The organism is Porphyromonas levii DSM 23370, from assembly GCF_000379925.1.
Taxonomy (GTDB): domain Bacteria; phylum Bacteroidota; class Bacteroidia; order Bacteroidales; family Porphyromonadaceae; genus Porphyromonas_A; species Porphyromonas_A levii.
This window is the reverse complement of the sequence record NZ_KB904204.1, coordinates 13,467-30,914: the sequence shown is the minus strand read 5'-3', so window position 1 is coordinate 30,914 and position 17,448 is coordinate 13,467. Positions and strand designations below refer to the sequence as shown.

The following is a 17,448-nucleotide window of genomic DNA, read 5'->3' as shown; positions in this document are numbered from 1 at the left end:
GTTAATCTAACTTACTTAGTCCGGATAGTAGTAGCTTCTCCAATCCATCCACCTACGGTGAAGGATGCTCCCTCTGAAAGATCTGGGTGCATAAATACATCCTCCTTTGCTGGGTAGTACTGGCTGAAGCTATTGATCAATTGATTGGCCTGACCAGCTACGCTGCTATCAATAGCCTTAGCACGTTGTGCCTTATCTACTGCTAGGCAGTACACAATTCTCTGCTTGATAGGGTCATCAGGGTAGATGCTCTTTGCAGATGAAGCGTACATACTGGCAATAAGAAGCATTGGCGCACCGAAGTTGCTTTTGAGGCTCATAGCCTGGTTAGCGTAGTTGCGTGCAGTGCCGAAGCTACCCTGCTTCTGGCTCATTACTGCTAGCATGTAGTAGATTTCTCCCTTCTTATTGTTGTCGGTGCTCAGGTCAATAGCCTTCTCGTAGTACTCGCGAGCACGGCTATAATTGCCTTCCTTGTATGCCTTATTCGCAATACCTGTAGCAGCATCTGCAGTAGGCTCAAGGTTGAAAAGGTGCTCAGACATAGTAAAGTATACGTTGCTCTCGATACAGCCAACAGACTGTAGAAGTGCTACGGTCTTTGATAGCCACTCCTTGTCGCTCTTCTTTGACTCTACTAGTGGACCATATACCTTCTCCATTACATCACAGCTAGCGGCGCCACTCTGTGCAAACATAGCTTGGCTACCTTCCTTGTATCCCTGGTAGGCTGCTACAGCCTTCTCGTTGCCTGCTGCTTGAAGCTCCTTAATCTTTTGGTCATAGTAACCATCTACCATGAGGTGCTCATTGATATACTGCTGCTTGAGACTAGGATCCATAATCATCCTTGCCATAGAAGCGTAATCAAATAGTGATAGTGCTAGAGGGTCGGTATTTACACCTAGCTCCTTAACTACTGGCTCTAGCCAGCTATAGATTTTGTTGTAGTCAGACTCATTGCCCATGTGACGCATGTAGTCAGATACTTTATCGCCTAGGATAAAGTCTTTACCCGCATTCTCATCATCACCGAAGTACTTGATACGGGTATCGTACATCTCCATAAGAAGGTCTACAAACTTGACCTTCTCTTCAGGGGTCTTAGCCTGCTCTACCTTCCAATTAAGTAGTTCCTTACCTATGATATAGGTGTCCTTGCTTGCTGCAGGGCAATTGTCATATACCTTCTTCCAGAAGTCGTATGCGTCCTTAAAGTTTTGGCTCTGGTGATAGGTCTTGTAGAAAGTAATGTTTCTACGGCACTGAATACTGTCGTTGCCGTGACCAAAGGGAGTTCCAGATGCTACTCCTGTCTGTGCACTCACCTTAACTAGTGAGAACAGGCTCAACATTAGAGCCGATAGTAGTAAAAGTCCTTTCTTCATTGTCTTATTCCTTTATAATTATATATTCCTGTTCTATAAGCCGACCACTAATTGTTAGCTTTATATCTCTGTGATTACACTCGTAGCAGTCGGTTTAGTCTCTTAATAGATTTTTAGTTTTCTGAACCACGTTTCATTAAAGTTGAGGCTAATAGATAGCTTCAGCATATCCTGAGAGAAGTTCTTCTGTATTGTGGAAAAACCTCTATTGTACTCTAGGGTGAGATTGACGAGCGAACTTCTATCGCTAGTAAATAGATTGACTGGCATACCGATACCAAAGGAAGCTCCGACAGTGTGTAACTGTCCCACACTTGGAATATCGAGGTATGAATTGCGGTAGTTGATACCAGCACGGTAGTACATCCTCTGATAGTACCTGCGTGAGTAGTTGTCTGGGGTGAACTCTACACCTAGAGCTCCTCTATAGCTATTCTTTAGCGCAACACCATCCCCAGCAAATGGGTTAGCAATGCCCTTGGAGCCCCATAGCTGAGCCTCGAAATCTGCTGCTAGTGTCATCTTCTCAGGAATGTCCCACGCTACACCAAAGCCAATCTTATGTGGCATAGCTGATGCGAACCTGAGTGTGTCGCTAGAAATATCGGGCTTATTTGTGGAGCCGTAGTTACGATTGACGAAAGAGGTAAGCTCCGGGGTGAGCTTGATCTGAGGAGAGTAGGTGATACCTATTGTTACCTGGTCTTTTTGCTTGGTGGGGAGATTGAACTTATATTGTGCCCCTAAGTCCATACCCCAGTTATCAAGGCGGATACTATAGCTCTGAAAGTCCTGTGATAGCACTTGAGCGCTTGGTTGTAGGTGCACCGTATGCGTGAGCCTGCCGAAGTGGTACTTCACATTGGCTCCGAGGTACAATCCTCCTGCTACTCTGGCTCCTAATCCTAGGTAAAATGACTGTAGAGAACCTTTGCCTGTAAAAGTTTGGCGCATCAGGTTGGCATTTTCCCTACCATCAATGGTGACATCACTGATAAGGCTATAACCTACGCTTGAGAATGGTACCACACCTGCGCTTACCGCAATCCTATCTTTGTAGAGCGGGAATTGTAGGGCGAGGTAGTCTAGTCCACCTAGGAGCGCATTCTTGGAGCCTGTCTGGTCTGTGTAGTGCCCCCAAATAGCCGATGCTCCTATATCCATAATGAAGGAGAGGGAGTCTGTAGCACCGTATGCTGCAGGGTTTTGTAGATTGATTACTTTAGGGCTACTCATACCGATACCTACACCACCCATTCCTCTCCATGCGACTGGTGAGGTGTTAGATAGATTACCGTACCCAAGTCTGGTGAGTGGTGTAGACTCTACACCCTGAGCTGCAGCTTGGAATCCACTTCCTGCTACCAGTAGTGTTGCTACCGAGAGAGTCAGTGTCAGTAGTCTTCTCCTATTTTTATGCATACGTATTATCATTATCTATTATTCTTGATAGAAATCACCTGCAAATATAAGGAAAAAACTCATACTGCCTTAATTCGTGGACGAATCCAACTTCGCTAAAAGATAATATCTATTAAATGGATTCGATACTATGCTAAAAGAATTGAGAAATACACAGATGAGAGGTTTTATAGGCTAGGTGGTAAGAGCTCATAGGATTAGATAAAATGAAGGCTCGTGTCTTCAAGTATTGAAGATCAACGAGCCTTCGGGGGGAGGGAGTGGTGCCACCAGGAATCGAACCGGGGACACAAGGATTTTCAGTCCTTTGCTCTACCAACTGAGCTATGGCACCAACTTTCTTGTTTGCATCACTTACTTGTTTCAGTTTTGCTCCGCAAAGGTACCACAATATTTTTAATTACCAAATTTTTTAGCGCCCTATTTTTACTCGGTATTGTGGTATTATTATCAGGTATTGCCTTATAGGTCTATATATCAGTAATATATACAAGCAAAAATATTTTTCTTTTGTAGCCAACTTTTCCCTATAATTGACTGATTGGTTACAGGTATCTGATTACCTTAGCTAACTAATGTGTGTCATTAGTCGTTTTTCCGACTATCTAAACGAAGAAGTATGAAAAGAAGGATGGTAAAGCTCAGGAGAGAGGAGCCTCCGTAGCTAAAGAATGGAAGAGGGATACCAATTACTGGTACCAATCCGATAACCATGCCGATATTGATGATAAGGTGAAAAAGGAGAATGCTCGCAACACTGTAGCCGTAAATCCGAACGTAAGTGTATACTTGTCGTTCTGAGATATAGATAATCCTTAGGATGAGTACCAAAAAAAGAGACAATAATACGATGCTTCCGATAAAGCCTTGTTCCTCGCCTATGGTACAGAAGATAAAGTCGGTATCCTGCTCTGGGACGAAGGAGAGCTTGGTCTGTGTTCCTTGGAGAAATCCTTTGCCCGTAGTTCCACCTGAGCCTATGGCTATTAAGCTCTGGCGAACATTGTAGCCTGCACCTGAGGGGTCGTCTTTTAGTCCTAGCGATACGAGGATACGTGTTTGTTGGTGAGGCTGTAGTACTTCATCAAAGAAGTATTCGACACCGGCGGTAAGAGATAAGCTCATTATGGCACCTATTGCAATAGGTATGAGGTATTTGCCTTTGCGTTGGATGCCTTGTACTACTGTTAGTGTGAGTAGTGCTATAAGAGAAATGAGCGCTGGGTAAGCATAATTGACTGGCGTGAAAATATTGATGAGTGCTGCGATAAGCATAACTCCAGGAAGTATGGCTAGTGTAGGCAGCAGGTGCCGAGTATGAGACTGGCTATACCCCTTGATGGATAGTACTGTGGCGATATAGATAATCAGGTAGGTGAGCAGGCGACCTGCGGGTGTAATACCCCATAGGACTGACTCGAATCGAAGGGTAACGACAAATAGGGTAACCAGCAGTATGCCAAAGAAAGGTACAGCACTCGTGAGTCCTTCACGATAGAGCACCAAAACGAATGCCATGAAGACAAGAGCCGAACCGGTCTCGCTCTGAAGGATAATGATAAGTATGGGGAGGAGGAAGATTGAGAGAGAGACAATTAATTCTTGAGGCTTCTTAATGTCATACTCATAGCGTGAACACCACAGCGCAAGCATCATAGCAGTTGTTACCTTGGTAAACTCTGCTGGCTGTATGCGGACGGTTTCTGTAATCACAAGCCATGAGTGGGAGCCTTTGATATTGGGCGCTAAGAATATGGTAGCGATGAGTAGTAATATGGTGAAAGCATAGAGAGGGGCTGAAGCATTGCGGATAAACCGTGGCTCCACCAAGAGTATCATGAGAGCCGCAACAAAACTAATGCCCATCCACAGGAGCTGAGACTTGGGGCGTCCATCTATGACAAGTGACTCACCTAGTAGGTCGGGATCATAGCCTGCAGCATAGATAGTAATCCATCCTGCTCCAACCATCACTAAGTAGAGAAGGAGGATGGGGAAGTCTATGCTTTGAAATAGCTTGGGGCTATTGGTATGTTCTTGATACTTTGGCATCAGTATATGACACTATTAAGCATGGAGGTTTCGAACACTTTAGAGCTTGGACTGATCTCATGGTGGTGGAGATAGTAGTCGATCATGAGTCGTCCAATAGGAACGGCGTAGGTGGCACCGAATCCGCCGTTTTCTACTATCACCGACACGACTATCTCAGGTGCCTCCTGTGGGGCAAATCCGAGGAAGAGAGAGTGGTCTTTGCCATGTACGTTTTCGGCTGTACCTGTCTTGCCACACACGGCAAAGTCGGGGAGGTTGGCATTGCGGCATGTTCCGCCAGTGACAGCTCCACGCATCCCTTGGGCAATGTAGTCGAAGTAGTTGGGGTCTATGCCAGTTTCGTGGCGCTCTACATAGAGACTGTCTGAGGGTAAACCTACAATTTCGCTCACGAGGTGCGGGGTGTAGTAGTACCCTTTATTGGCAATAAGCGCACCGAGATTAGCGATCTGGAGCGGGGTGGCAAGGATTTCTCCTTGACCGATAGAGATAGATATCACAGTGGAGGAGCCCCACCTCCCTTCTCCGTATATCTTATTATACAGTTCAGCATTGGGGATGAATCCTCGTTTCTCTCCTGGAAGGTCTAGCCCTAAGGTGTAGCCAAATCCCATCTTGACCATATAGCCTTTCCACGCTTCGAATGCTTGTGTTGTGGTGGTATATCGACTACGATCGTCCAAGAAGTTACGTAGTCCATAGCAGAAGTAGGAGTTGCACGACGTTGCGATGGCGGGGATTAGAGATATCGGGCTTGGATGGCTGTGGCAAGCAGGTCTATTCCGTAGCACTGGATAACCATGATGGCAGGGGTAGGCATCATTGATAGTCACTGCACCCTCTTGCATAAAAGCCGCTGCTTGAGCTAGCTTAAAGGTGGATCCAGGGGGATAGGTGCCCATGATAGCTCTATTGAATAGAGGTATCTGGGGGTTGCTCTCGAGCGCTTTGAAGTTTTTTCCTCTGTCACGTCCGACAAGGAGCTTGGGGTCGTAGTAGGGGGAAGAAACGAGCGCACGTATCTCTCCTGACTTAGGTTCAATCATTACGATCGCTCCTCTTTTACCCGCCATGAGTCGCTCCCCATACATTTGTAGCTCAATATCTATCGCTAGCTTGAGGTCGTGCCCTGATGTGAGCTCCTCTTCCAGGTCGCTATTGTCTCGTCGACCTTTTACCCTACCATGGGCATCGCGGATGTAGATTTCCTTACCCTTCTCCCCTCGGAGAAAGCGCTCATAGCTATATTCCAAGCCGCTCTTGCCAATCTGTTCTCCTGGGATGTAATAGGGGTCTCGCTCAATATCCCGTGGACTAACTTCTCCCATATAACCTAGGACTAGACCAGCGGAGGGATAGTTATAGTCTCGGATGGTACGGTGCACAACATAAAAGCCTGGGAACTTGTAGAGCTTTTCCTCTAGTAGCCCCGCCTCTTCTTCGCTAATTTGAGAGATGAGTAACTGTGGAGTGTAGGGAGAATAGCCACGGTTGATTTTGCGGTCGCGTACTTGATCAAAATGATTGGCTAATTCTTGGGGAGCGATATGAAGTATCTTACAAAACTCTAGGGTATCGAAGGGGTTTACCTCTCGGGAGATGATGTGAACATCTGCAGTAGAGTTATTGAATACTACGAGCTGTCCCTCATGGTCATAGATCATACCGCGCGATGGATATAGTGTCTTTTGGTAGAAAGCAATATCCTCTGCGGCTATTCGATACTCGGGAGAAAGAACCTGTACATTGAATAGACGGATGGCATAGATTACCACTATCAGTACCACGACGAAGGCAAAGGCGTACTGACGATGAGCGAACTTATTTTTCTGAAGCCCGTTCATGCTGAGTGGTTTCGCTTAGAAAGCGCCTCGAAGGTGGCGTATATAATTAAGGTGATAAGGGTAGACCCGAGGATATGAGGGAGCATCCTGAGGAAAAGCTTGGCGGAAAAGGCTTCGAGTAACATGGTGCTAGCGACATGGATAAAAGCCAATAGAAGCATATAAAGGACATACTTGCCTAGCTTAAGGGTGTAAATGGATGGACGAAGGGGTGCTGTGAGGTCATACAACTCTTGCTCTTCAGTGAGGGAGAAGAGGAGAGGTTGCCTGATAAACCCCACTAGTGTGGCAGCCGCCATATTGATGCCAGTGGTATTCATCATCATATCCATGAGTAGCCCAGCTATAGCAGCGAATACTGTACAGAGCCATCGAGGTGTTTGATAAGGAAGGAAGAGCAGGGGGTACAAGTAGATGATAGGGATGAATAGACCAAAGAGGCGGATGTTATTCATCACTACAAGCTGGAGGAATAGTAGCAGAGCGCTCTGTCCTATAAACCGAAAGTAAAACTTATTCATTCTCCGTGCGCTCTATCTCTTCGCGCTCTTCTCGCTCAAAGTTTTGTACCACATAGATATACTTCAATGTCGCGAATGGAGCTCCTAGCTTTATTCTAAGCGCTCTAAAGTTGTCGTTGGGGGAGTCCCCTTCACCCTCAACCGTACCTACGAACAAGCCTTCTGGAAATATTGAAGAGTAACCACTGGTCACTACACTATCGCCTTTGTTATAAGGGGCATGCTTGGGAAGGTTGGTGAGTAGTGAGTGCTCAAGGTCTTTGCCATCCCAAGCCAAGGTGCCAACGAACTGACTCTGAGGTGAGGGTTTGCAATTGAGGTTGAAGTTCCTATTTACTAAAGGGATAACCTTGGCGTACTTTTGCCCTGTAGTTTTGACTACACCTACCACACCTAGATTGGAGAGTACACCCATGTCGTTGTATACCCCATCCTTTGATCCAATATCAATAGTCAGATAGTTGTCACCACCGAAGAGGGTTGTGCCAACTACTTGCGCTACTTCGTAGTGGTATGGAAAAGGGCGTATGATACTATCTGTGGAGAGCCTTTGCCATGCGAGAGAGTCTACTTCGAGACGCTTTAGCTGGTACTTCAATTGCTGATTCTCCATCTCCAGCTGAGCTGCTCGCTCCATCAAGGCAATATTGGCGTCCCTAAGCCCTATATATTCATTGCTCTTATTGGCATACTCTATAACGGCGCCAGTAGCTCTATTGGCGCTACTTAGGAATACACTCTCGTGATAGGTGCTTCCTCTAAATAGCCACACAAAGGCACCCACCTCTAGAAGGACAAATATGATGAGGTGGATATTTGAGCGTAAGAATTCGAGCAATCGGTTCATACTGGAGGTAAAAAGAAAAGGAGCAATAAATAAAAAGTAGCTTGTACAGTTACCTTTTATCTATTACTCCTTACTCTTGACTATTAGGTAAATAGCTGACTGTAACGGTTGCTATTTTCCAATACGATATGTGTCCCTTTTGCCACGGCATAGAGCGGATCCTCTGCTACATGGAATGGGATCTGGAACTTATCGTGAAGCCTCTTATCTAGCCCCTTGAGGTACGCACCACCACCAGTAAGGAATACACCATCTTTATAGATGTCGGCATACAACTCTGGGGCAGTAGAATCTAGGGCATTAGAGATTGCTGTCTCAATCTTTTGGATAGACTTCTCGAGGCAGCCAGCTATCTCCTTGTAGTTGACGCTTACTGTGCGAGGAAGCACGCTCGCTAGGTCTTGCCCTATCACAGAGAAGTCCTCAGGAGCATTCTCAAGGTCTGGTAGAGCAGAGCCTACGTTCTTCTTAATCTCCTCAGCTGTAGGTTCGCCAATACGGATCTGGTGCTTAGACTTCATGTAGTCCACGATATCGCTGGTAAACTCATCACCTGCGACCTTGATGGACTTATTAGTTGTGATACCTCCCAAGGTAATCACCGCAATCTCTGTAGTACCACCACCGATGTCCACAATCATATTGCCTTTCGGTTCGAGTACATCAAGCCCGATACCTATTGCAGCAGCCATAGGTTCCATGATGAGGTACACTTCGCTGGCGCCTGCCTTCTCTGCAGCATCACGTACCGCACGTATCTCTACGTCTGTACTACCTGATGGAACACTGACAACGACCTTTAGCGCAGAAGGGAAAATGGATCGCTTGGTCTTCGCCAACTGGATAAATCCCCTAATCATATGCTCCGTAGCACCTAGGTCAGCCACTACACCATCCCTTAGAGGTCGAACGGTCTGGAGGTTGTTATTCTCCTTCCCTACGCGGCGATATGCCTCGCTACCTACCCATTCAATCTTCTCAGTCTTCCGATTGATAGTGATGTAACTGGGTTGGTCTATTACAATCTTTCCATCTTTGATGATCACAGTATTGGCAGTCCCTAGGTCGATTGCCATTTTCTGTGTAAAAGAGAATAATCCCATATTAATTCTATTTCTTTCTATCTATATACTTAGTGCTTAAAATGACGGATACCAGTCATGTACATTGGTATGCCGTGTTCACGAGCAAAGTCGATGCTCTCCTCGTCTCTAACGGAACCTCCAGGCTGTATGATTGCACTGATACCAGCCTTATTTGCGATCTCAACACAATCGGAGAAGGGGAAGAAAGCATCGCTACTTAGTACTACTCCCTCGGTTTCAAAGCCCATAGCACGGGCTTTCTCGATGGCTTGTCGTAAAGCATCGACACGAGAGGTCTGTCCGTATCCAGCTCCGACCAATTGTTTGTCCTTTACAAGTACAATAGCATTGCTCTTGCAGTGCTTGACTATCTTCATCGCAAATAGTAAGTCTGCAATCTGCTCATCGGTAGCCCTGTGGTCACTAGTCGCTTGTAGTTCGCTAGCCTCTTCTACCTTGCTATCCTTTTCCTGAGCCAATAGGCCACCTACGGCACTGCGGAAAGTGTATTTGCAAGAGTCAAAACCTATCTTATCTTTGAGCAGGCGACGATTCTTCTTGCTCATCAGTATCTCCAGAGCTTCTTCAGAGTAGTCGGAGGAAATCAACACCTCAATAAAGAGCGTATTCATTGCCTCAGCGAGCGCTTTATCCACAGCTCTATTGACCACTACAATACCTCCGAATGCAGAGACTGGGTCTGAAGCAAGCGCCTTTGTGTAAGCTTCTAGAATGGTATCCGCACTAGCAACACCACAAGGCGTATTGTGCTTGATTATGGCAGCTGTTGGTTCATCGAAGTCTTCAATCAAGTTGCATGCGGCATCCAGGTCAAGGATATTATTGTAACCTAGTTGCTTGCCATGTAGAATTTCGAATCGCTCAGTGAGCGCACTCCCATAAAACTTAGCCTCTTGGTGTGGATTCTCTCCATAACGAAGCTCGTAAGACGTGGCAATTGAGAAGTCGATACCCTCTTCAGGGAGATTATCAGCAAAGCGAGCGCCATGGAAGTAATTGTGGATATGGGTATCATATTCAGAAGTATAGCCAAAGGCAGCCTTCGCAAATACTTTGCGCTGCTTCTCGGTTGTCACTCCACCTCCTTCTTCCAAGAGCTGTAGAAGCTGACCATATAGTTCTCGAGAGGCTACAATAAGTACGTCCTTATAGTTTTTCGCTGCCGCACGAATGAGACTTACTCCGCCTATATCTATCTTCTCTATGATTTCGTCATGGCTTCCACCATGGGCAACTGTTTCGTCGAACGGATAGAGATCTACGATAACAAGGTCTATATCTGGGATATCGTACATCTCACATTGTTTAGCATCTTCAGGATTATCTCTGCGAGCCAAGATACCCCCAAATATAGTTGGGTGTAGTGTTTTAACCCTTCCGCCTAGTATCGAGGGGTACGAGGTCAATTCCTCTACTCCAGTACACTCTATACCCAGCTTCTGGATGAAGTCTTGCGTGCCGCCAGTAGAGATTATCTCTACACCTAGTTTCGATAAATGCTTTACAATTGGCTCTAACCCATCCTTATAGAACACTGATATCAATGCTCTCTTTAGCTTCCTTTCTGACATACAACTTTCCATCTCTATATCTAAACCACCTATAGACCGCAAAGTTACTAAAAATAGGGATAAATGGTAAGATATTCCGCAGTACCAATAAATAATGTATTTTGCCTATTGTGTTGCACGATAGACCGGGTAGTCTAAGCGTCTAGAATTATGAATCAATATGGCTTTGATTCTTTTGAGTGGGCAGCCGATTATTGCCAAAGGGTATCCCAGTCTTCGTCTTCCCACAGTCCATCTTTATCTTCGTCCTCGTCATCCCAATCATCAAGGAACCAATCGGGTGCGCTTTCGTCGTGGATGAATTGGTCGAGGTCACGGCGCTCCTTCTTAGTCGGTCGTCCAGTTCCCTTTTGTCTACCTACGTTACCTGCTATCTTTTGGAGCTCCAATACCTCGTATTCACTCTTTGGTGTAACGTTGCGTAGGTAGTTTTCCACAAGTTTTGGTCCCACTCGATTACTGATTAGACCCAGTACTTCCAAAGAAAAAGTGATAGGTGGTTTCCTTACCTTCAGTACATCTCCAACGCTAATCATAGAGGCTGGCTTCAGCGTGCGTCCGTTGAGGGTTATGCGCCCTTTCTTGCAAGCATCTGCGGCAATGGAACGGGTCTTGAATACTCTAGTAGCCCAGAGCCACTTATCTATTCTCTGCTGCTCCGCCATCTTTTTTCTTCTTCGTATTGAATTGGTTCATGGCTCGTTCGAGTCCAGAGAGGCAAAAGCCCTTGACAATCTCAGCCCCATCTTGGCATACCTGGGGTAGCTCTTTGGCTTCTTCTCCCTCAAACTTACTGAGCACAAAGTCTATTTGACCACCTTTAGGGAAGTCATTCCCAATGCCTACTCTTAGTCGGGCATACCCTGAAGTCCCTAGGGTGGCTTCAATATGTTTCAGTCCATTGTGTCCTCCAGCACTGCCTTTACCCCTGAGTCGAAGTTCCCCAAAAGGGATAGCAAGCTCATCTACAACTACCAGTAGGCGCTCCAGAGGTATCTCCTCCTCTTTCATCCAATAGCGTACAGCATTGCCGCTGAGGTTCATGAATGTAGAGGGTTTAACCACCACAAGTTCCTTGTTCTTAACCTTGATTCTCGCTACGGCGCCGTAGCGTTTGGGTTCGAATGTCGCTGTATCGCCCACTAGCGCGTCTACTACCATGAAGCCAGCATTGTGCCTTGTCCCCTCATACTCGGTACCGATATTGCCGAGCCCGACTATTAGAAACTTGTTCGGGTTCATCTCACTTATTTTCTTTCTTCTCCAGATAGAGCTCAGCTTGCTCCACCAATTTGTCATACCACTCTTCTCCATAGGCTCTGATTAGAGGTTCTTTCAAAAATTGATAGACCCGCACTCCTTCTTTCTTGCCAAGGGCTCTCGCAGGTTCACATATAGGATACCATCTAGAATAGTTCAGGGCATGTCTCCCATCGCTTAGCACACTCACTCGGATTGGAAACAGATGGCACGAAATAGGCTTGTAAAAGACGTCGTTCTTATTCTCACTATAGGCCTTTTCAAAAGCGCAGCGTGCTGAGCCATCCTTTTCAAAGCAGGTGAATACGCATCGTTCTCCATCCATAATCTGAGTCACCATATCTCCATCAGAGTCTTCGTACATCAGACCATGCTCTTCCATGTACTCTTGATTGCTCTGGGGTAAGTATTCCAAGATTATAGGGACAGTCTTGCATAGCGGTTCTAGCTCTTGGTCAATCAGTGGAGCACCTGATTCTCCCTCGATACAACAAGCTCCTTTGCATGCTTGTAGGTCGCATACGAAGTAAGTTTCTAGCACATCCGAACTGACCAATACATCATCAACTACAATCATTTCTTTAGATAAGGAAAGGAGGCGATGCAAGCCATATTGCCCGCATCAACCTCCTTTGTTAGTTGTCTAAATTGCTTCGTGATGCGTCGATTACTCAGCAGACTCCTCAGTATCCTCCTCTTCCTCATCTTCAGTTGCAGCAGATGCAGCCGAACGAGAAGCACGAGTAGCACGTACTGCGCAAACTACAGCATTCTTAGCGTTGAGTAGCTCGAGGTTCTCAAATGAGAGCTCACCTACCTTGATGGTCTTACCGAGCTTTAGCTTGGTAACATCGATGTGTAGACGATCTGGTACAAACTCATACAGAGCCCTAACACGGAGCTTGCGGATGTCGAGCTGAAGGCTACCACCAGCACGTACACCAGCAGCGTGACCATCGAGCTTGACAGGAACGTCAATAACGATTGGCTTATCCTCACGAACCTCTAGGAAGTCGATGTGGATTACGTTGTCGGTAACAGGGTGGAACTGGATGTCCTGAACGATACAGCGCTTTAGTGAACCACTCACAGTTAGCTCCACGATGTGGATGTCTGGAGTGTAGATAAGGTCGCGAAGCTCCTTGGTCTTCACAGTCAGCATAGTAGCCTCCTTGCCATCACCATAAATAACTGCAGGTACCAGACCCTGCTTGCGAAGCTGCTTAGCAAGCTTCTTGCCCTTGTCCTCACGAACCTCGGCACTTAGCTGAAATGTCTTCATTTCTTGTCTTTGATAAATGTGTTACTCAAAATTAGCCTCTTCACTAATTTCCCATCACACGGACAGGCTTTCCGAAAAAGCGCCACAAAGGTACCAATTATTCCTTAAATACTCAATAAGTAAGCACTTGTGCCGCGCTTTATCTGTGTTTTAGTCAGCGATGATAGCCACCTCAGCTGCACTGGCGTAGTCGGCTCCATTTTGGCTTGATAGGGCATTGAAGCGGATGTATCGAGCCTTGGCAGGTTTGTCAAACATGACTCGCTTCGTATCGTTGGATCTATCAAACTCCCCAGAGACAATAGGTTTGTCCCATGTCAGACCATCTGAAGAGAGTTGTATAGAGTAAGCCTTGACTTTCCCATTATCCGAAGCATCTTGGCGTGGCATATACTCAAAGCCCTTAATCAGTTTGTCTTCGCCAGCATCTAGTACTACCCAGTGTGGGTAGCTCGCTACTGTAACGGAGTACATGCTGTGCCAGATTGTTGTAGGGTTGCCATCTACTAGGTGAGCTGCGTCTCCATCGTAGGTCTCTTCGCTAGAGACTTGATGTATTTTCACTGGGATAGACTCAATTTTATCAAAGTGCATGGTGGTCGCTAGCCAACGCTGACCCTTGGGATAGGCAGTGATGGTGCCACCATTACGCATGATAATTGGTGTGCTATACAGTTCACTCTTTCGTTCGTTTGCTACTTGATACTCTATTTGGTCTGCCCCGGAGATAGTAACAAGTCCCGCTGCATCACGTGTAATACCCACGGGATGGATTGCGGGGATAGCTACACGCTTCTCTGTCCCTGCAGGGCGAATCAATAGCGAATAGGTAAAGTTGCCAGAGATGATCCTATCCTCGGTAAGTGGAGCACCCTGACCGCAGGAGTTACCGCCTAGTCCAGTGGTGCCGAGATCAAGATGGATGTGGGTGCCTGTACTTTCGGGAAGCTGGTAAGGATGAGGTGCAAGCATAAGCTCTACTGCCGACCATGGAAGTACGCTGGTGCTCATCTGTTCCTCTGCGATAAAGAGTAAACCATCACCCTCATTATCAGTCACCTGTGCCCAGCGTACTCCTTCTCTATTGCCCATACTTTGAGGCTTGGGGAAAGGTACAAACTGGTCAGCCACAGTACCCTTGTACTGACCCATATAAGCACCCGACATGCGGTCATTATAATTATTCCAAGGTCCACGACCATAGTAGGTGTACTGATTGTATTCGGGCGCCATCTCTAGCACATAGCCCAAGCGTGGAAGAGCTATACCCGATTTGTTGGCTGTACCATTAGCGGTGAGGGCGATAGACCCATCGGGATACACTGTCCATACCTGAGTGGTGACAAACTTGAAGTCCGAAGGACGCTCAAGTGGCTTAAGTTCATAGCGCCCAGTTACTCCCCCTCCCAGTTCATACGCAGTAGGCGCTTGGCTTTCCACTACATAGAGATAAGAGATAGAGCCATCGTTATTCTTGTGAGTGCTATGGCTCACGACCTTGTGCTGAAGGTTATGCAAACCATTAGCTACCCAAGCATTCATCGCCCAGTTGTCATTATCTACAGGTGCGCGGAATGCATCGATACGAGGACCATGTCCGCGGCCTATCAGTTGCTTGCCTTTATGGGTATACTCTTTAATGGTACCCGTCGCTTCATCGAAGAGGATAGTGAAGGTATCCCCACTTACTCTGTTGCCTTGGCTTTTTAGCGAGCCGAAGCGCTGCGAGAGTTCAGCAAGCTGTAGGTAATCGTGCGGTTCCTTGAGGAGTAGTTGCTCTTCCATCTGTACGTACCCAGCTTTGGCCCAAGGCTGATCTTTCTTCAGTCTGAGCTGTATCATCACATAGTACTCCTCGGGTCGCTCCATAACTTGAGCTCGAGAAAATGGGATTTGGATACTTACTGTAGAGCGAGGCTTGATGGAGGGCATCTCCACGACCTTTTCCTCTATCACCTCTCCCATACGCTGTAATTGCACTAGAAGCTCCATATCGTCAAGGGTAGTGAAGTAGCGCTTATTGAAGATCTTAATCAAGCCTTCATTGAGGTTCTCCTCTTCAATGCTTACATTTTGGTACACTTTCTTCACCTCATAGTAGGAGGGCTTAGGCGATAGGTCAGGGAGCATCACCCCATTCATGCAAAACATACCGCTATTGGGCTTATCTCCAAAGTCACCACCATAGGCTAGGTAACGCGCGCCACTCTCTTTATCGTAGGTATAAATAGCCTGATCACGCCAGTCCCAGATAGCTCCACCCATAAAGAAGTTGGTGCTCTCAATTGCTGTCCAATAATCCTCTAGGTTACCCCCAGCATTACCCATATTGTGTGCATATTCACTTACGTGGAAAGGATACTTGATATCGTAGGTGCCCTTTACTGCCTCTCTCATCCAAGCGATAGAAGGGTACTGGTTGGAGCCCATGTCTACAATGTTATTATTGCGCTCATACTGTACTGGTCGGCTAGGGTCGAAGTTATGGAGCGCTGCATAAGCATCTTTGAAATTATCCCCAGGTCCTGCCTCATTGCCGAGTGACCAGATAACGATAGAAGGGGAGTTGACTGCCTCTGCTGCCATCTCCATTACACGTGCTACGTGAGCGTCTCTAAACTCTGGTACGTGGGATAGCGATGCTTTGCCATAGTAATAGCCATGGCTCTCAAGGTTGGCTTCATCCTCAAGGTATAGACCATACCTATCTGCAAGGTAGTAGAAGATAGGGACATTAGGGTAGTGCGATAACCTTACATGGTTGATATTCGCACGCTTCATTAGCGCTATCTCCTTCATGATACCCTCTCGAGTCATCACATTACCATGGATAGGATCCATCTCATGCCTATTTACCCCCTTTAGCTTCACCGGCATACCATTAATAAAGTAATAGCGACCTGCTAAGCCGAACTCGTCTTGCTCTGCAGGGGTCTCCTTAATCTCTACTTGGCGGAAGCCTGTAACGATGGCTGAGGTCTGAACGACTTTCCCTCTATTATCGAGTAACTCCACCACAAGGGTGTAGAGATGTGGCGCCTCGGCGCTCCATTTGTCAGGGTTGCTTACCGGAAGCTCCGTCTTTACCTGAGCATAATTCCCCTGTTTTATAATTGGGACTTCGGTCACCACTTCGGCTCCTGCTACAGGCGTATTGTCTTGCTCATAGAGTTTATTCTGATACAGAGAATAGCGGAGCTTGTAACCCTTTACTCTCCCTTTGCCTTGGTGCCGCAGCTCAGCCGTGATATGGAGCGTCCCATTGGTGTACTCTTTATCCAACGAAGGGATCACCACGAGATCTCGGATATGAGACTGGGGTTTGGCGGTTAGGTATACCGACCTAAAGATGCCTGGTAGGCGGAACATGTCTTGGGCTTCGAGAAACGAGCCGTCACTACTCCTATACACCTCCACCGCTATTTTATTATCACCCTTTCGTAGGTGAGGGGTAATGTCGAAGGTAGCTGTGTTACGTGAGTTCTTGCTAAAGCCGATGTAGGCACCATTGACCCAAAGGTAAAAGAAGCTATTGACACCATCGAAATTGACGTATACCCTTTCACTACTCCAGTCCTCAGGCACAGTGAAAGTGCGTACATACGAGCCTACCTCATTGCGATTGGAGTAGGTAGACCACGATGGTTCGGGTTGGCGCATCACACCACCTTTCCAATCCCCCACCTTTACCTCGTGGTGAAAGATGTAGGGTTGATTAGCGTAGATAGGCACACCATACTTGAGCGAACCATCTTTCTGTATTCCCACTATATTCCAATTACTAGGCACTGGTATATCATCCCAACCTTGCACATCATAGTCCATTGTGTAAAAATCTACAGGACGGTCGCTAGGGTTACCTACCCAGTTGAATTTCCACGTCCCATCTAGGCTCTGATAGTATGCGCTCTCCTCTGAAGGAAGATATGCACGAGCTGCTTTGTGGCTCTTGAAGCTGTAGAAGAAGGCACTAGGTTGCTCTTTGTTTAGGCTCAGATGGGTAGGGGATTCCCACTCGGAACCATCTGGAGCAGCTACTGTTCCATATTCAAAGCCAGCTAGTCTATGTAGTTGCTGCGCCGTACTTTGTGAGGGTAAACATAGCCAAAGCAATAGTGCTGAGAGTAGCATTGGAGTTCGTTTCATTTCTAT

13 protein-coding genes and 1 tRNA gene are annotated in these 17,448 nt (G+C 46.7%); all 14 read right to left on the bottom strand.

Annotated elements, in window-relative coordinates:
• Positions 1 to 11 precede the first annotated feature (11 nt).
• The 14 genes from A3GG_RS0100530 to A3GG_RS0100465 all read right to left on the bottom strand — a co-directional run bounded on the left by A3GG_RS0100530 (position 12) and on the right by A3GG_RS0100465 (position 17,427).
• Positions 12 to 1,388 carry a tetratricopeptide repeat protein gene (locus A3GG_RS0100530; RefSeq protein WP_018357392.1) on the bottom strand — a complete coding sequence of 459 codons (1,377 nt, stop codon included), beginning with the start codon at positions 1,386 to 1,388 and terminating at the stop codon, positions 12 to 14.
• A 102-nt stretch (positions 1,389 to 1,490) separates the two neighbouring features.
• Complete coding sequence (bamG, locus tag A3GG_RS0100525) at positions 1,491 to 2,810, bottom strand: BamG family beta-barrel-assembly machinery protein (RefSeq protein WP_240704054.1); 1,320 nt, start codon at positions 2,808 to 2,810, stop codon at positions 1,491 to 1,493.
• A gap of 261 nt (positions 2,811 to 3,071) precedes the next feature.
• Positions 3,072 to 3,144: transfer RNA gene (locus tag A3GG_RS0100520), tRNA-Phe, on the bottom strand.
• Positions 3,145 to 3,395: 251 nt separating this feature from the next.
• Positions 3,396 to 4,862: a rod shape-determining protein RodA gene (gene rodA / locus A3GG_RS0100515; RefSeq protein ID WP_018357390.1), complete on the bottom strand. Its 1,467-nt coding sequence runs from the start codon at positions 4,860 to 4,862 to the stop codon at positions 3,396 to 3,398.
• Positions 4,862 to 6,709: a penicillin-binding transpeptidase domain-containing protein gene (locus A3GG_RS0100510; RefSeq protein ID WP_018357389.1), complete on the bottom strand. Its 1,848-nt coding sequence runs from the start codon at positions 6,707 to 6,709 to the stop codon at positions 4,862 to 4,864. Before A3GG_RS0100510 ends, rodA begins: the two co-directional genes overlap by 1 nt.
• Positions 6,706 to 7,230, bottom strand: coding sequence for a rod shape-determining protein MreD (gene mreD / locus A3GG_RS0100505; RefSeq protein ID WP_018357388.1), 525 nt, complete (start codon positions 7,228 to 7,230; stop codon positions 6,706 to 6,708). Before mreD ends, A3GG_RS0100510 begins: the two co-directional genes overlap by 4 nt.
• Positions 7,223 to 8,077, bottom strand: a complete 855-nt coding sequence (gene mreC / locus A3GG_RS0100500; RefSeq protein ID WP_026215500.1) for a rod shape-determining protein MreC — start codon at positions 8,075 to 8,077, stop codon at positions 7,223 to 7,225. The genes mreD and mreC overlap by 8 nt, the downstream gene beginning before the upstream one ends.
• Positions 8,078 to 8,160: 83 nt before the next feature.
• The gene (gene mreB, locus A3GG_RS0100495) at positions 8,161 to 9,180 is read right to left on the bottom strand and encodes a rod shape-determining protein (RefSeq protein WP_018357386.1); all 1,020 of its coding nucleotides are present in this window, start codon (positions 9,178 to 9,180) and stop codon (positions 8,161 to 8,163) included.
• Positions 9,181 to 9,209: 29 nt separating this feature from the next.
• Complete coding sequence (purH, locus tag A3GG_RS0100490) at positions 9,210 to 10,754, bottom strand: bifunctional phosphoribosylaminoimidazolecarboxamide formyltransferase/IMP cyclohydrolase (protein ID WP_018357385.1); 1,545 nt, start codon at positions 10,752 to 10,754, stop codon at positions 9,210 to 9,212.
• A 191-nt stretch (positions 10,755 to 10,945) separates the two neighbouring features.
• Positions 10,946 to 11,419, bottom strand: a complete 474-nt coding sequence (locus A3GG_RS0100485) for an RNA-binding S4 domain-containing protein (RefSeq protein WP_018357384.1) — start codon at positions 11,417 to 11,419, stop codon at positions 10,946 to 10,948.
• Positions 11,394 to 11,996, bottom strand: a complete 603-nt coding sequence (pth, locus tag A3GG_RS0100480) for an aminoacyl-tRNA hydrolase (protein ID WP_018357383.1) — start codon at positions 11,994 to 11,996, stop codon at positions 11,394 to 11,396. Before pth ends, A3GG_RS0100485 begins: the two co-directional genes overlap by 26 nt.
• 1 nt (position 11,997) lies before the next feature.
• Entirely contained in the window at positions 11,998 to 12,591 is a 594-nt protein-coding gene (locus A3GG_RS0100475) for a DUF3109 family protein (protein ID WP_018357382.1), read from the bottom strand.
• A gap of 90 nt (positions 12,592 to 12,681) precedes the next feature.
• Positions 12,682 to 13,296 carry a 50S ribosomal protein L25/general stress protein Ctc gene (locus A3GG_RS0100470; protein ID WP_018357381.1) on the bottom strand — a complete coding sequence of 205 codons (615 nt, stop codon included), beginning with the start codon at positions 13,294 to 13,296 and terminating at the stop codon, positions 12,682 to 12,684.
• 150 nt (positions 13,297 to 13,446) lie between these two features.
• Positions 13,447 to 17,427 carry a glycoside hydrolase family 2 TIM barrel-domain containing protein gene (locus A3GG_RS0100465; RefSeq protein WP_018357380.1) on the bottom strand — a complete coding sequence of 1,327 codons (3,981 nt, stop codon included), beginning with the start codon at positions 17,425 to 17,427 and terminating at the stop codon, positions 13,447 to 13,449.
• Positions 17,428 to 17,448: the final 21 nt, after the last annotated feature.

What these genes read in the sequence shown, in the direction of transcription:
- A3GG_RS0100530 (WP_018357392.1), bottom strand. Translation starts at nt 1,388, where the DNA reads ATGAAGAAAGGACTTTTACTACTATCGGCTCTAATGTTGAGCCTGTTC.
- bamG (WP_240704054.1), bottom strand. Translation starts at nt 2,810, where the DNA reads ATGCATAAAAATAGGAGAAGACTACTGACACTGACTCTCTCGGTAGCA.
- rodA (WP_018357390.1), bottom strand. Translation starts at nt 4,862, where the DNA reads ATGCCAAAGTATCAAGAACATACCAATAGCCCCAAGCTATTTCAAAGC.
- A3GG_RS0100510 (WP_018357389.1), bottom strand. Translation starts at nt 6,709, where the DNA reads ATGAACGGGCTTCAGAAAAATAAGTTCGCTCATCGTCAGTACGCCTTT.
- mreD (WP_018357388.1), bottom strand. Translation starts at nt 7,230, where the DNA reads ATGAATAAGTTTTACTTTCGGTTTATAGGACAGAGCGCTCTGCTACTA.
- mreC (WP_026215500.1), bottom strand. Translation starts at nt 8,077, where the DNA reads ATGAACCGATTGCTCGAATTCTTACGCTCAAATATCCACCTCATCATA.
- mreB (WP_018357386.1), bottom strand. Translation starts at nt 9,180, where the DNA reads ATGGGATTATTCTCTTTTACACAGAAAATGGCAATCGACCTAGGGACT.
- purH (WP_018357385.1), bottom strand. Translation starts at nt 10,754, where the DNA reads ATGTCAGAAAGGAAGCTAAAGAGAGCATTGATATCAGTGTTCTATAAG.
- A3GG_RS0100485 (WP_018357384.1), bottom strand. Translation starts at nt 11,419, where the DNA reads ATGGCGGAGCAGCAGAGAATAGATAAGTGGCTCTGGGCTACTAGAGTA.
- pth (WP_018357383.1), bottom strand. Translation starts at nt 11,996, where the DNA reads ATGAACCCGAACAAGTTTCTAATAGTCGGGCTCGGCAATATCGGTACC.
- A3GG_RS0100475 (WP_018357382.1), bottom strand. Translation starts at nt 12,591, where the DNA reads ATGATTGTAGTTGATGATGTATTGGTCAGTTCGGATGTGCTAGAAACT.
- A3GG_RS0100470 (WP_018357381.1), bottom strand. Translation starts at nt 13,296, where the DNA reads ATGAAGACATTTCAGCTAAGTGCCGAGGTTCGTGAGGACAAGGGCAAG.
- A3GG_RS0100465 (WP_018357380.1), bottom strand. Translation starts at nt 17,427, where the DNA reads ATGCTACTCTCAGCACTATTGCTTTGGCTATGTTTACCCTCACAAAGT.